13 protein-coding genes are annotated in these 14,171 nt (G+C 68.6%); 11 read left to right on the top strand and 2 right to left on the bottom strand.

The window, feature by feature from the left end; genetic code table 11:
• Positions 1-138: 138 nt before the first annotated feature.
• From ABD225_RS14780 to ABD225_RS14830, 11 genes are all read left to right on the top strand, one after another.
• On the top strand, positions 139-1,482 hold the full coding sequence (locus tag ABD225_RS14780; protein WP_344087068.1) for a sugar ABC transporter substrate-binding protein: 1,344 nt from the start codon (positions 139-141) through the stop codon (positions 1,480-1,482).
• A gap of 167 nt (positions 1,483-1,649) precedes the next feature.
• Positions 1,650-3,233: an ABC transporter permease subunit gene (locus ABD225_RS14785; protein ID WP_344087071.1), complete on the top strand. Its 1,584-nt coding sequence runs from the start codon at positions 1,650-1,652 to the stop codon at positions 3,231-3,233.
• Positions 3,233-4,150, top strand: a complete 918-nt coding sequence (locus ABD225_RS14790) for a sugar ABC transporter permease (RefSeq protein ID WP_344087074.1) — start codon at positions 3,233-3,235, stop codon at positions 4,148-4,150. The genes ABD225_RS14785 and ABD225_RS14790 overlap by 1 nt, the downstream gene beginning before the upstream one ends.
• Positions 4,147-5,997, top strand: a complete 1,851-nt coding sequence (locus tag ABD225_RS14795) for a glycoside hydrolase family 13 protein (RefSeq protein ID WP_344087077.1) — start codon at positions 4,147-4,149, stop codon at positions 5,995-5,997. Before ABD225_RS14790 ends, ABD225_RS14795 begins: the two co-directional genes overlap by 4 nt.
• On the top strand, positions 5,979-7,037 hold the full coding sequence (locus tag ABD225_RS14800; protein WP_344087080.1) for a LacI family DNA-binding transcriptional regulator: 1,059 nt from the start codon (positions 5,979-5,981) through the stop codon (positions 7,035-7,037). The genes ABD225_RS14795 and ABD225_RS14800 overlap by 19 nt, the downstream gene beginning before the upstream one ends.
• An 80-nt stretch (positions 7,038-7,117) precedes the next feature.
• A complete protein-coding gene (locus ABD225_RS14805; RefSeq protein WP_344087083.1) occupies positions 7,118-7,543 on the top strand; it encodes a CBS domain-containing protein in 426 nt (141 codons plus the stop codon).
• 205 nt (positions 7,544-7,748) lie between these two features.
• Complete coding sequence (locus ABD225_RS14810; protein WP_344087086.1) at positions 7,749-9,704, top strand: serine/threonine-protein kinase; 1,956 nt, start codon at positions 7,749-7,751, stop codon at positions 9,702-9,704.
• 53 nt (positions 9,705-9,757) lie between these two features.
• On the top strand, positions 9,758-10,273 hold the full coding sequence (locus ABD225_RS14815; RefSeq protein ID WP_344087089.1) for a MaoC family dehydratase: 516 nt from the start codon (positions 9,758-9,760) through the stop codon (positions 10,271-10,273).
• Positions 10,270-11,106, top strand: coding sequence for an HpcH/HpaI aldolase/citrate lyase family protein (locus ABD225_RS14820; protein WP_344087091.1), 837 nt, complete (start codon positions 10,270-10,272; stop codon positions 11,104-11,106). Before ABD225_RS14815 ends, ABD225_RS14820 begins: the two co-directional genes overlap by 4 nt.
• On the top strand, positions 11,103-11,342 hold the full coding sequence (locus tag ABD225_RS14825; protein WP_344087093.1) for a hypothetical protein: 240 nt from the start codon (positions 11,103-11,105) through the stop codon (positions 11,340-11,342). Before ABD225_RS14820 ends, ABD225_RS14825 begins: the two co-directional genes overlap by 4 nt.
• A 17-nt stretch (positions 11,343-11,359) precedes the next feature.
• Positions 11,360-12,154, top strand: coding sequence for an exonuclease/endonuclease/phosphatase family protein (locus ABD225_RS14830; RefSeq protein WP_344087097.1), 795 nt, complete (start codon positions 11,360-11,362; stop codon positions 12,152-12,154).
• Between the two features lie 247 nt (positions 12,155-12,401).
• Here ABD225_RS14830 and ABD225_RS14835 read toward each other — a convergent pair whose 3' ends face one another.
• On the bottom strand, positions 12,402-13,058 hold the full coding sequence (locus ABD225_RS14835) for a response regulator (RefSeq protein WP_344087099.1): 657 nt from the start codon (positions 13,056-13,058) through the stop codon (positions 12,402-12,404).
• Positions 13,055-14,171 (bottom strand): hypothetical protein (locus ABD225_RS14840; protein WP_344087102.1); only part of this gene is annotated, 1,117 nt, incomplete at its 5' end. The genes ABD225_RS14840 and ABD225_RS14835, both read right to left, overlap by 4 nt.

Raw genomic sequence — 14,171 nt, forward strand, 5'->3', positions numbered from 1 at the left:
ACCGTTCTGAGACTTCTTGCGTAAACTCTGAAATTTCTTGCAGACCTCTGGCGGATTCTTGCAAGCATGCGCTAACGTTCTCCCACCACGTCAGGGACGCACTGTGGCGCCCTGCGCTCTTCGTAGGAGACAAACCCCATGCACAAGCGTGCACTCGGCGCGGCCGCCCTGACCGGTGCCGCCGCTCTCGTCCTCGCCGGCTGCGGCGGCGGGTCCAGCACCACCTCGTCGTCCACCAGCGCCTCGAGCACCACGAGCGCGTCCACCGAGACCTCGTCCAGCTCCTCCACCAGCGCCGCGGCCCCGGCCGAGGTCGACACCAAGGACCCGTCCCGTGCGGACGCGGACCTGGTCATCTGGGCCGACGCCGACCGCGCGCCGATCCTGACCAAGTATGCCGACCAGTTCGCGCAGGAGAATGGGATCACCGTCGCCGTCCAGATCGCGACCGAGACCCGCAAGCAGTTCGGCGACGCCACCAAGGTCGGCAAGGGCCCGGACATCGTCGTCGGCGCGCACGACTGGCTGGGCGAGCTCGTCCAGAACGGCACCGTCGCCCCGATCCAGCTCGACGAGGCCACCGCTGCCAAGTTCGCGCCCGCCGCGATGACCGCGAGCAAGTTCAACGGCCAGAACTATGGCGTGCCCTTCTCCGTCGAGAACATCGCCCTGGTTCGCAACACCGACCTGGCCCCCGACGCCCCGGCCACCATGGATGACCTGCTCAAGGCTGCCAAGGCCGCCAAGGCCAAGGACTCCAAGGTCTCGGTCCTGCTCGACCAGGCGGTCGGCAAGACGGGCAACGCCTACTACACCTACCCGTGGCTCTCGGCCTACGGCGGCGGCATCTTCGCCCTCAAGGACAATGGCGACTACGACGCCGACAAGGTGATCGTCAACTCGGCCGAATCCCTCAAGGGTGCCGAGCAGCTCGCGATGATGGGCAAGGAGAAGGTGCTGTCCACCAACGTCGGCGACGACAACGCCGAGGGCATCTTCACCGGTGGCAAGGCTCCGTTCTTCATCACCGGCCCGTGGTCGATCCCCAACATCAAGAAGGCCGGGATCAACTACGCCATCTCCAGCCTGCCGAGCCTGCCCGGCGGCGACGCCATGAAGCCCTTCCTCGGTGTCCAGTTGTTCTACGTCTCCGCCAAGGCCAAGAACGCCGCCCTGGCCCAGGAGTTCGTGACCAACTACGTCCCGACCAAGGACTTCCAGCTGGCGATCTTCGCCGCCGGTGGCCGTCCGCCGGCCCTGACCGAGGCCTACGACGAGGTCGCCGCGGCGAACCCCGACGTCAAGGCGTGGTACGAGGCTGGCAAGGACGGCAAGCCGATGCCCAACATCCCCGCGATGAACTCCGTCTGGGGCCCGCTGGGTCAGGCGGCGGCCGATGTCATCGCCGGCAAGGCCGAGCCAAAGGCTCGTTTCGACGCCGCGCAGAAGGAAATCGAGAAGGCCATCAAGGCCAGCTCCTGATCCATTGCCGCTGATGAGCCGGCAGCGCCCCGAGCTTGCTCTGGTGCGCTGCCGCTCCTCGTCGGTGTTCGTATGTAGTACCCGCGCCGCGTCGCCGGCGCCACCATCGTCGTTGGCCCCGTATGCCGCGCACACCGCGCGGCGCACGTCCGCTGGGAGTTGAACCTATGGCTGCAGTCCCCTCATCCCTCGAACCCGTCAAGCTCGGCTCGGGATACAACACCCCCTGGTGGGCGCACGCGATCAAATGGGGGTTGCTTGCCCTCGTGCTCGCCGCTGGCCTGTTCGTGGTGCAAAAGTTGGTGGCCAACGGCTCCTGGTTCGGCGTGGTCATCACCGCCTTCATCCTCACCTGCGTTCTCGCGGTCTATTCCACCCGGCGCGCCGTGCCGATGAAGTACCTCCTGCCGGGGCTGGTCCTGCTGGTCACTCTGCAGATCTGGCCGATCGTCTATACGGTCGCCACGGCCTTCACCAACTACGGCCAGGGCCATGTGCTCAGCAAGGAAGACGCCACGGCCCAGTCGATCGCCCAGTCGGTCAAGGAGGTCGAGGGCAGCGAGCGCTACAAACTCTCCATCGCCGTTCCGGAGGGCTCGGATGTGGCCACCGGGGACCTGGTCTTCCTTCTCACCGGTGCCGACGGGAAGATGCAGGTCGGCACCAAGGACGGCCTGACGGAACTGTCGGCCGACGGGGTCGAGAAAACCGACACCGGCAAGATCACCAAGGCGCCCGGCTACACCATCCTCAACGCCAAAGAGGCGAACAGTCGCAGCGCCGACCTCGAGGCTTTCGCGGTGCCGGTCAGCACCAGCGCCGGCATCAAAGCAGTCGGCCTGTCGGGAGCCTTCCAAGGCGCACCGACACTGACCTACGACAAGGCGGCGGACACCCTCACGGACACGGTTTCCAAGGAGGTCTACTCGCCGCAGAATGCGTACTGGGCTACCGCCGATGGCAAGCGACTGCCGACGGGGTGGAAAGAGAATGTCGGGAGCCGCAACTTCAGCGACTTGCTGACCAACCCGACGATTCGCGCCGGCTTCTTCAAGATCTTCCTGTGGAATGTCGCCTTCGCGGCGCTCTCGGTCGCCTCGACCTTCCTGCTCGGCATGCTGCTCGCATTGCTCTTCAATGACGAGAAGATGAAGGGCAAGGGCCTGTATCGCTCTCTGCTGATCTTGCCGTACGCCATTCCCGGCTTCGTCACGGCGCTGGTCTGGGCCTCGATGTTCAACCAGGAATTCGGGCTAGTCAACAGTCTGACCCACCTCAATATCGACTGGCTCGGCAATGCGTGGGCGGCGAAGGCAGCCATTCTCATCGCCAACCTGTGGCTCGGCTTCCCCTATATGTTCCTCGTCTGCACCGGCGCCTTGCAGTCCATCCCCGGTGATGTCAAAGAGGCCGCCAAGATCGACGGCGCCAACGCCTTCCGCACACTGCGCTCGATCATCATGCCGCTCTTGCTCGTCGCGGTCGGTCCGCTGCTGATCGCCTCGTTCGCCTTCAACTTCAACAACTTCAGCTTGATTTATCTGCTGACGCAAGGCGGTCCGTTCGCCACGGACAACACGAGCATCGGCTCCACCGACTTGCTGATCACCTACGCCTTCCGGCTCGCCTTCTCCGGAGCCAGCCCCAATATCGGCCTGGCCTCGGCGGTCTGTATTTTCATCTTCTTCATCGTCGCCGCCATGTCCTACTCCGGTTTCCGCCGCACCAAGTCCCTGGAAGAGGTCAACTGATGTCGAATGTCACCGACGCCGCGGCCATCGCCATCCCGGAAGGCCGCACGGCCACCGCCAAGTCACCGCGCGCGGCCGGCTCCGGGCAGTGGTGGCGCCACGCGCTGGGCGTAATTGCCCTGCTCTGGGCGCTCTTCCCGATCGTCTTCCTCGTCTCGGCGGCCCTCAACCCGGCCGGATCGCTGCAGACCAGTTCGCTCATCCCGTCGGGCTCGTCGCTCGCGAACTTCCGCACCCTCTTCGGTGACAGTTCCCGGCCGTATGTGGATTGGTACAAGAACTCGATGATCATCGCGACCGTCGGGTCACTGGGGTCGGTCTTCATCGGGGCCTGCGCGGCATACGCCTTCTCCCGGATGCGCTTCGCCGGCCGCCGCCCCGGCCTGCTGGCCCTCTTGCTGCTGCAGATGTTCCCGGCGATGCTGACCTTCCCAGCGCTGTACCTCACCTTCGCCAAGGTGGGTGACATCGTGCCGGCGCTGGGCCTGAACTCGATCTGGGCACTGATTCTGTGTTACCTCGGCGGTGCGATGGGGGCCAATGTTTGGCTGCTCAAGGGCTATTTCGACACCGTCCCGAAGGAACTCGACGAGGCCGCCAAGGTCGATGGCGCGAGCCACGCGCGGATCTTCTTCACGATGACGCTGCGGCTGGTGATGCCGATCCTCGTGACCGTCTTCATGCTCAGTTTCGTCGGCCTCTTCTCCGAGTTCCTGCTGGCCAGCATCTTCTTGCAGGACGTCAACAGCCAGACCCTCGGCGTTGGGCTCTACAGCATGTCGATCGGCAACGAGAAGAACCGGCTTTTCGGCCAGTTCGCCTCGGGCGCGCTCCTCGCGTCGCTGCCGGTGGTGCTGCTCTACCTCGGCTTCCAGCGTTTCCTGATCGGCGGTATGACGCAGGGTTCGGTGAAGTGAGCCGCCCGGCTCACCTGCTGCATACCCCGCATCACGACGGCTCCAGTCGGTACGTCTCCTCGCTGCACCCGCAGTTGGGAGAGACCGTCGACCTCCTGGTCCGCGTCCCGCATGCGGCCGATGTCAGCAGCGTTCACCTGCGCACGACCCCCGACGCCGAGCCAAAGTTCACCGCCGCGAGCATCGACCGGAGCACCGCCACCGATACCTGGTGGCGGGTTCCGGTGCTCATCCACAATCCCGTCACGAACTATCGCTTCCTGCTCCAGGGCGGACCGCTGGGCTACCAGTGGCTCAATGGCACCGGTCTGCACGACCGGGACGTGCCGGACGCTGCCGACTTCCGGCTCACGGCATACGACGCGCCGCCAGCCTGGAGCGATGACGCGATCGTCTATCAGATCTTCCCTGACCGGTTCGCCCGCTCCGCGGCGGCGGACGATCGCGCGACACCCGACTGGGCGGTCGCCGTCTCCTGGGACGAGCCCGTCACCGGCCGCGGGCCGCTCACCGGGCGGCAGTTGTATGGCGGTGACCTCGCCGGCATCGCGGAGCACCTCGACCACATCGCCGACCTCGGGGTCAATGTCGTCTACCTGACCCCCGTCTTCCCCGGCCGGTCCAATCATCGGTATGACGCGTCCACCTTCGATGCCGTCGACCCCGTCCTTGGGGGTGATGAGGCGCTCGCGGATCTCGTCGAGGCAGTCCATGCCCGCGGGCTGCGCATCCTCGGCGACTTCACGACCAATCACACCGGCGTCGGTCACGACTGGTTCGTCCGCGCCCAGAGCGACCCCGAGTCCGAAGAACGTGGCTACTACTTCTTCGACGGGCAGGAGTATGCCGCGTGGCTGGGCGTCAAATCCCTGCCGAAGCTCAACTACGACAGTGAGGCGCTCGCGCGGCGCGTCTTCGACGACCCCGATGGCGTCGTCAAGAAGTGGCTGACCGGCCCGAACGGCCTCGACGGTTGGCGTGTCGACGTCGCGAATATGACTGGGCGACATGGGGTTCAGGACCGCAACGCCGAGATCGCCCGGCGTATGCGGACGGCCATGGCGCAGGTCAATCCCGACACCCTCGTCGTCGGCGAGCATTGCCACGACTTCTCGCTGGATGCGATGGGCGACGGCTGGCACGGCGTCATGAACTACGCCGGCTTCACCCGGCCGCTGTGGACCTGGCTGCGTCACCCCGGGCATGCGCCCGACTTCCTCGGCCTGCCGGTCATCGTGCCGCGCCTGGGTGGCCGGGCGGTCATGGAGACGATGCGCGAGTTCGCCGCGATCATCCCGTGGTCGACGCTGACGCACAGCTTCAACTTGGTCGGCTCCCACGACACCACCCGGGTACGCAGCCTCGTCGGGGATGACGCCGGCCAAGTGGATGTCGCGGCCGGGTTGCTACTGACCATGCCCGGCATCCCGATGATCACCTATGGCGACGAAATCGGGATGCTCGGCGAGTTCGGCGAAGACGGCCGCCGCCCAATGCCGTGGGATGCGCCGCGCGAGGCGCCGCTGTGGGATGAGCGCATCCACGAGGTCTATCGCGCGTTGATCGCGGCCCGCCGCGATTCGGTCGCACTGCGGGCCGGTGGCCTGCGCTGGGTGTATGCCGACGATGACACCCTGATCTTCCTGCGCGAGCACCCGCAGCAGACCGCGCTGGTGCACATCGCCCGCCTCGGACATGACCCGGTCCGCCTCCCAGCGACGGGTCTGCCAGGCATTGAGGGCGGGCGGGCGGCCTACGGCCCGGCCCCGGAGATCGAGGGTTCGGACCTGCTGCTGCGCGCCGACGGGCCGCACGTCGGGGTGTGGACATGGGTCCCCGCCGAGTGAAATTGCGCTTGGCCGAGGTTGCTGCGCAGGCCGAGGTCAGCGAGGCGACGGTCAGCCGTGTGCTCAACGACAAGCCCGGCGTCTCCGAGGCGACCCGCGCGACGGTGCTGACCGCCATCGGCGTGCTCGGCTTCGAGGTCCCCGAACGACTGCGGCCCCGGGCGGGCGCGCTCGTGGGTCTGATCACGCCGGAGTTGACCAACCCGATCTTCCCCGCCTTCGCTCAAACCATCGAATCCGGGCTCGCGGCACGGGGGTTCACCTCCGTGCTCTGCACCCAGACGCCCGGCGGGGTGCACGAAGACGTCTACGTGCAGATGCTCCTCGACCGCGGCGTCGCCGGCATCATCTGCATCTCGGGGCAGCACGCCGATACCGGCGAGAGCGTGGCCCGCTATGTCACGCTGCAGCAGCAGGGCGTCCCGCTGGTGCTTGTCAATGGCTACCGAGAAGGCGTCGAGGCGGCCTTTGTCGCGAGCGATGACGCGAGTGCCATGCAGCTCGCGGTCACCCACTTGCGGGAACTCGGGCATACGCGGATCGGGCTCGCGGTCGGGCCGCGGCAGTACGTGCCGGTCCTGGAAAAGATCGCTGGCTTCGAGGCGGCCATGGGCGCCGGGACGGGTGCGGGGGCTGACGGGCCGCCGCTCATCGCGGTCGGCCAGTTCACCGTCGAAGGCGGCGCGCACTCGACGACCACGCTGATCGAGCGCGGGGCGACGGCGATCATTTACGCCTCCGACATCATGGCGCTCGGGGGCATGCGCCAGGCCCGCCGGATGGGGCTGTGTGTGCCCCGCGATCTGTCGATCGTCGGATATGACGACTCGCCCCTCATGGCGTTCACCGACCCTCCGCTGACCACCCTGCGCCAGTCGGTCACCGAGATGTCCGAGGCCATCGTGCAGGCGCTGATGGACGGCATACGCGGGAACACCGACCCGCCGCCGCAACTGGTCTTCCAATCCGAACTCGTGGTGCGCGGCTCGACGGCCCGCGTGCCGAGCAAGCACCTGCACGGAGTCACCGCGGTCCGCTGAGGCCGCGGCATACTGCCCGATCTGCGGGATTTCCGGCCTCGGCTCTGGCGGGTCGCGCCGCCGCCCACTAGCGTCAAGCCATGAAGATCTCTGAAGTGGTTCGTGGCAAGGGCGGCGTCGTGACGATCGCCCCCGATGCGAGCGTCGGGGAACTCCTGACCCTGCTCGCCGAGCACCGCATCGGGGCGGTCGTGGTCAGCGGTGACGGCGCCTCCGTCCATGGCATCGTCTCCGAGCGCGATATCGTCCGGCACCTGCACTCCACCGGCGCCGACATCATCGGCGGCCCGGTCTCGGCGATCATGACCTCCGAGGTCCGCACTGCCGGGATGGATTCCGACCTCGACGAGCTCGAGTCCACGATGACCGAGCACCGGATCCGGCACGTCCCGATCGTGGTCGACGGCCAACTCGCCGCCATCGTGAGCATCGGCGATGTGGTCAAGAACCGCATCAGCAGCCTGCAGGCCGAGCGCGACCAGCTCGAGGCCTACATCAGTTCCTGATCCTGGAGTCGTCTCCTCAGCGCTCGCCACCCGGCTACCCCGTCGAGTTCGGGAAACACGCCGAGTGGGAGGTCCCGAGGTCGGCGTGTTTTCCGAACTCGACCCAGCCGTGAGCCACCCTCGACCGGCCGAGCGGCGACCGGAGAGTCGTCCGGTGGGTCTGGTGGGGGCCATGGGGCGGGGCGGGTGATTTACGGTTAGCCCTATGGAAACGCAGGCGCTGGGGGAGCAGCCGGGCGCGGCAGGTTTCGCCCGGGTCGGCCCGTACCGCCTGCTGCAGCAACTCGGCGAAGGCGGCATGGGGGTCGTGCACCTCGCCCTCGACCCGGCGGGCAAGGCCGTAGCGATCAAGGTGCTGCGCCCCCATATCGCCGCCGATCCCGCCTCGCGCACCCGACTGGCCCGCGAGGTCGAGACCCTCAGCCGCATCCGCCACCCCAATGTCGCCCCGATCGTCGACCACGATGTCACCGGCGACCTGCCCTATGTCGTCACCCGCTATATCGCCGGCCCCGGTCTGGATCAGGTCATCGAGGCCGACGGTCCGCTGCGGGGTCCGGCGCTACTGCAATTCGGCCGAGGCCTGGCCGCCGCGCTGCACGCGATCCATGAGGCCGGGGTCGTGCACCGCGACGTCAAACCGGCCAACATCCTGCTGCTCGACGGTGAGCCCATCCTCATCGACTTCGGCATCGCGCATGTCGCCGACGACGTCCGGCTGACCCGCACCGGCCTGGTCATGGGCACGCCGGGCTACCTCTCGCCGGAGATCGTCGAGGGCGCCGAAGTCACCGAGTCGACCGACTGGTGGGGCTGGGCCGCGACGCTCGGCTTTGCGGCGCAGGGTCGTCCGCCGTTCGGGCGCGGCAGCATGGAGACGATTCTCTCGCGCGTCGTCCGCGGCGATGCCGACCTCGCCGGCGTCGATCCGGCGCTCGTCCCGCTGCTGGAGGCAGCCCTGTCCGTCGAGCCAGAGGACCGCCCGACCGACGCCGAGGTGCTGCGCGCGCTGGAGCGATACACCCAGGGCCGCGATGTGACCGAGGTGCTGCGCGCGCCACGCCGAGATGTGCCCGCCACCCAGGTCATCGCCCCGGCCGCAACCGCCGTCCTGCCGCCCGTCGCCGCCGCACCCTCGCGCCCCGTCGCCCCCGCGCCCCGCCCCGCCGGGTCCTCCTTGCCCTATTCCATCCCCGACGACCTCGACGCCGAGTATGCCGCTCGCCGCCCCGTCGCCCCGCCCCCCGGTCGTCCCGCAGCAGCCCCCGGGTATGCCGCCCCCGCCCGCCCCCCCTACGCCACCCCGTCCGCCGGAGCCCCCGCCCCCGCCGGGTATGCCGCCCCCGACCGGAACCCCTACGCCGCTCAGTCGGCCGGGCCCACTCCCGCGGTGCCCGCTACCCCGCCGTCCTGGGACCAGCGCGTTCAGGCCCAGGCTCCGGCATATGAGGGCAGCCACGGTGCCTGGGACGCAACGGAGAGCCAGGGCGCCGAACCCGGCCAACCGCAGCGCCCGCTCCCGCCCCGCCCGGCCATGGCCGGCGACCCGCGGATCGGCCGCGCCACGCGAGGTGGCCTGCTCGCGGCCCTGGCCGCGGCGCTGATCACCGGCGCGGCCAGCCACCCCGCGGCGGCCCTCGGCGCCGGCCTGCTGGTCTCAATCCTCGCCCGAACCGCCGACCGCAGCGTGACCTCGCTAGTGCTGCGGCGGCATACCAAGGGACAACGATCCAGCGACCTGGCCCTGGCCATCCTCGCCAGCCCCCTGCACCTGCTCACCGGCACCATCGCCACGCTCGCGGCCGCCCTGATTCCGGCCGCCGTCGGCCTGGCAGGTGTCTTCGCCACCCTGCTCGGCCTAAACCTCGCCAATCTCGCCCTGCCTGGCAGCACGAACTACTCCGCCGCCCTCGCCATCGGGATGGCCCTGACGCTGATGATGGCGTGGTGGGGCCCCGGAGGGGCGGGCCTGCGCCGCGGCACGCGCAGCCTGGCCCGCGGCCTCGCCCCCGGGCCGGCCGCTAACCAGATCGTCACGGGCCTGCTGCTCGCCGCGGCTGTCGGCCTTGCCGCGTGGGCGCTGCTCGGCACCGACGTCCCCGTGTGGTGGCCGTGGACCAATGTGCCGAGCATCTTCAGCACCCTCTCCACGGGACCCTGAGACACCCCACGCCGCCCGATAGCGTGAGCGGGCCAACCCCACGAAGGAGTGCGATGGACACCGAGGCCAGCGGACCGGACGATCACGGCGTCGTTATCGAGCAGCGCGGGCTGTGGTTCGAGGAGTTCGCGGTCGGCGCGACCTACCGCCACCGCCCCGGCCGAACCGTCACCGAGGCCGACAATGTGCTGTTCACGACGCTGACGATGAACACCCAGCCGCTGCACCTCGACGAAGCCGATAGCGCCGCCCGCGGCCCCTTCCACGCGCGCCTGGTCAACTCGATGTTCACCCTGTCCACCCTCGTCGGGCTCTCGGTCGCGCAGCTCACGCTCGGCACCATCGTCGCCAACCTGGGCTTTCGCGAAATCGCCTTTCCCGCACCGGTTTTCCACGGCGACACGTTGTATGCCGAGACCCTCGTCCTCGCCAAGCGCGTCTCCTCCTCCCGGCCGGGGGAGGGGATCGTGACCTTGCGGCATACGGCTCGCAACCAGGATGGGGTCGTCGTCGCCACCGCAACGCGCGACACCCTCGTGCGCCTCGCCCCCGAGCAGGAGCCGGTATGACGACCTGGCAGCCCGGTCCCGCGTGGCTGTTCGTGCCCGCGGACCGGCCGGACCGCTTCGCCAAGGCGCTGGAGCGCAGCGATATCGCGGTCATCGACCTCGAGGATGCCGTCGCCGCGGACCGCAAGGCCCAAGCCCGGGCGGCGCTCGCGGCATATGACTGGCCGGAGCCCGAGCGAACGCTGGTCCGGCTCAATCCGGCGAGCACAGCAGAGCATGCCCTCGACCTCGACCTGCTAGCTGAGTTCGCGGCCGCCGGGCGCGGCCCGACCCGCGTCATGCTCGCCAAGGCCGAGGCCCCCACGGATCTCGACGGCCTGGGCGCTCACGAAGTCGTCGTCATTCTCGAAACGCCGGCCGGCGTGGTTCACGCCCGCGAGATCATTGAACGACCCCATGTCGTGGGCGCGATGTGGGGGGCCGAGGACCTGATCGCCGGGCTCGGCGGCACCGCGAGCCGCGATGCCGACGGTCGCTACCGCCCGGTCGCCCTGCATGCGCAAAACAGCGTGCTCCTGGCATCCAAGGCCGCCGGCAAGCTCGCCATCGACACGGTCCACCTCGACATCCCCGACCACGACGGGCTGGCCCGCGAAAGCCGGGACAGCGTCGCGATCGGCTTCGACGCCAAGGCGTCGATCCATCCCGGTCACATCCCGATCGTCCGCGCCGCTTTCGCTCCCGACGAGGCCGCGCTCGCGCGCGCCCACCGCATCCTGGCCGGCGTCGCGGAGCATGGGGAGGGTGTCTTCGCGCTCGACGGCGGGATGGTCGACGGGCCGATCATCGCCCAGGCCCGCCGCATCCTGGCCCGCGCGGCGGCCGCCCGATGAGCGAGCGCGAGAGCAGCAGCACCGGCAATGCCGTCATCGGCGGCGCGCTGGTGGCCGTCGCCGGGATCATGCTGTTGCGCTTCGTCGGCCCGGCGCGGCTGTTCTCGATCGTCTTCCTCGCCCTCGGCGCCTTCTATCTCAACCGCACCGACCCCAAACGCCTGACCGCGGTGCTCATCGTCGTCGTCGGCGGCCTGGCGTGGCTCGCCTATCGCACCGCCAGCCAACGCCTCTGACCCGCACGCACCCCACCGTGACCGCACTCCCGTCCCTGCTGACGCTGAACCTCTCCCGCCCGCCGGACGCCCGCGCCCGCGGGCTCCTCGAATACCTCTGGCACCGCGACGAGGACCTCCTCGTGCTGACCGAGACGGGCCTCGGGGGCGGCTCCGCGCTGGTGGAGTCCGTATGCCGATCCGCCGGCTTCTCCGTCCAATCCTCGCTCTCGGCCCCGACCGGCCGCCGCCGCCGCGGCCTCGACCCAGCCGCACTCGGCGTGCTGGTCGTGGCGCGAGCCGGCGCACTCGTCCGGGACGAGGGCGTCCCAGAAGTGGCCGTGTTGCCGGAGCGCGTCCTCACCCTGCGCGTCGGCGCCGGCCCTGACTCGCTGCGTCTGATCGCGGTCTATGGCGCGGCGAGCGACCCGGTGCGCTATTCCAGTTCCGTTCAGCGACAACGCAAAAGGGACTGGTTGCTCGCTTTCTGCACCTGGCTGAGCCAACTCCCACCCGCGCCGACCGTCATCGTCGGCGACCTCAATATCGTCGCCCCCGGCCACCCCGACAAGCTGGCCTATGTCCTCGATCAGGAGCGCACGGCATACGACCTGATCACCGGCCCGCTCGGCTTCGTGGACGCGTATGCCGCCGCCCACGCCCGCAGCGGGCTCGCGGGCGAGCCGACCTGGGTTGATCACAGCGGCGTGGGGTGTCGCTACGACTACCTCCTCGCCGGGCCCGGTGTGCCTTCGGTCGGCGACTTCGCCATCGACCACACGCCGCGCCTAGCCGGCCTGACCGATCACAGCGCGCTGTTCGCGCATTTGTAACCTCTGCAAGGACACCCCACGAAGTTCGCCCACGCAGTGCGTGGGACCCACGCTCGTCCCGCCCACGCAGAGCGTGGGACCCAGCTCCGATACTTCGCGGGGACCCCGTCCACGACTTTCGCAACACGGCCTAGCACGAGTTAGGTGACTGTGTACAGGTTGCAACCTGCTCACAGTCACCTAACTCGTGCTAGCAGAGGTTAGGAGACGGTCCAAGGCCTGGAGACGGCGCCCGAGCGCCCACGCGTCACTGGAGGGTGAATCCGTCGAGGTGGCCGTCTTCGGTGGCCGCCCGGATGACATCGCGCGGGCTGGAGATCTGCCGACCGAGTTCGCGATACCGCACGCACGCGCGATTGATATAGGTGTTGACCGTTGACAGCGCCACCGGGGGATCGAGCCGCGAGCCGACGCTCTTGCGGGGAACGCCATCGGCGAGCAGGCTCAGCACTTCCACCTCGCGCGGCGCGAGGTGGGCCACGAGAGATTCGTCGCTCACCAGCGCGAAGGCCAGATCACTGGAGACCGCCTCCTGGCCAGCCGCGACCTGCTGCAAGACATCGAGGATGTCGGTGACCGGATCGGACTTCAGCGCCAGGCCGGAGGCACCGGCAGCCATGGCACGCCGGATGGGGATTGCCCGCAGTTCCGAGGTCAAAAGCAGCACCCTGATCCCGGAGGAACTCAGGACCTCGATGGCTTCATAGGCGTCCTCCTCGGCAAGGTGCAGATCCACCAAGGCGATATCGGGCCGGGCCGGCAGCGCGGCGATGACTGCCTTGAGACCACTCCACGTGGGGGCACTGCCCACGAGCTCGAAGTCATTCGTCTGCGATCGGATGAGGGACATGATCCCCTCGACCACGATCGGGTGGTCGTCCACTGCGACGACGCGAACTGTCATACCGGCAATCCTTTCGTGAGTGTCGGCTGGCTAAAAGTCGCACCAATGCCGGACGGGGGCGCAGCGGGCAGGGTGACACGCAATTGCACGTCACCCCAGTCGCCGGTGACGCCCCACTCGCCGGTCGCGATCATGGCCGCCATGACCTCCGGCGGCGGCCCGGGACTCATGAGCAGACTCAGCCGCCAGCCAGACGAGGCCGGCAGTCCGGTGATATCCAGAGTGCCCAGCAGCCGCCGAGAGGGTGCAGCTGATTCATCCGGACTCGGTCGAGCGATCGCCTTGCGGCCCAGGGCTTCTAACGAGGAGGTGAGCAACTGCGCACCCTGAGGCGGCAGTCCGACGGCGACCCGCAGGCGCACGGTCCAGCCGGCCTCTCGAACCCTGGCGATTGCGCCGATAAGGCGATGATCGGCGCCCAGCATCAGCCGCTCCCGGATCTCCGCTTCCAATTCGGTCGCGGTCGCGCGGATCCGGGGATCGTCGACCGGAGCCGCTGCTGCCTGTCTGAGCAGCCGATCTAGCCGCACGCGCGCGCCGGACAGTCGCTGCGCGAGCGTCGCTTCCAGCGGGGGAGCGTTCGTGTCAGCTTCTGACTCCTCGCTCAAGCGCAGCACTTCCCAGCCGAGGCGTTCACCGACCCATCGCACCACGAGGGTCACGAGGAGGCACAGGATCGGCGTCGCCGTCGGTGCGAGATAGGGCAGCCAGTCCGCGCCATCGGGAACCCGGGCGGAACTCCCAATCCAGGCGATCACGACCACTCCGAGAGCCATGATGGCGCCCTCGATCGAGCGCCGGTAGATGGTGACCAAGGCGACGGCCCCGCTGACCACGCCGGGCATCCAGAACAGGCGGGCGTGGGCGCTCCCGCCAGGCAGCGCCCACGCGTTGATGCCCACGGCGGTCCAGGACAGCACGACCAGCGCAGCGGTGAACATCCCGGATGTTCGGTGTCGCAGACCACGCAGGAGATACGCGATGCCGACCAGGCCGACGAGGACCGATCCGAACGCGGTCGGCCCCGATCGGGCCAAGTGGCGATCTAGGGAACCGCTGATCAACGGGCGATTCGTGGTCGGGCGGGCGAGGGATGTCGTGGGGGCGTCGGAA

Source organism: Nostocoides veronense, from assembly GCF_039531185.1.
GTDB classification, from domain to species: Bacteria; Actinomycetota; Actinomycetes; order Actinomycetales; family Dermatophilaceae; genus Nostocoides_A; species Nostocoides_A veronense.

Bases quoted from the DNA above. Each gene is read 5' to 3' on its own strand.
- ABD225_RS14780 (WP_344087068.1), top strand. From the start codon at position 139: ATGCACAAGCGTGCACTCGGCGCGGCCGCCCTGACCGGTGCCGCCGCT.
- ABD225_RS14785 (WP_344087071.1), top strand. From the start codon at position 1,650: ATGGCTGCAGTCCCCTCATCCCTCGAACCCGTCAAGCTCGGCTCGGGA.
- ABD225_RS14790 (WP_344087074.1), top strand. From the start codon at position 3,233: ATGTCGAATGTCACCGACGCCGCGGCCATCGCCATCCCGGAAGGCCGC.
- ABD225_RS14800 (WP_344087080.1), top strand. From the start codon at position 5,979: ATGGGTCCCCGCCGAGTGAAATTGCGCTTGGCCGAGGTTGCTGCGCAG.
- ABD225_RS14805 (WP_344087083.1), top strand. From the start codon at position 7,118: ATGAAGATCTCTGAAGTGGTTCGTGGCAAGGGCGGCGTCGTGACGATC.
- ABD225_RS14810 (WP_344087086.1), top strand. From the start codon at position 7,749: ATGGAAACGCAGGCGCTGGGGGAGCAGCCGGGCGCGGCAGGTTTCGCC.
- ABD225_RS14815 (WP_344087089.1), top strand. From the start codon at position 9,758: ATGGACACCGAGGCCAGCGGACCGGACGATCACGGCGTCGTTATCGAG.
- ABD225_RS14820 (WP_344087091.1), top strand. From the start codon at position 10,270: ATGACGACCTGGCAGCCCGGTCCCGCGTGGCTGTTCGTGCCCGCGGAC.
- ABD225_RS14825 (WP_344087093.1), top strand. From the start codon at position 11,103: ATGAGCGAGCGCGAGAGCAGCAGCACCGGCAATGCCGTCATCGGCGGC.
- ABD225_RS14835 (WP_344087099.1), bottom strand. From the start codon at position 13,058: ATGACAGTTCGCGTCGTCGCAGTGGACGACCACCCGATCGTGGTCGAG.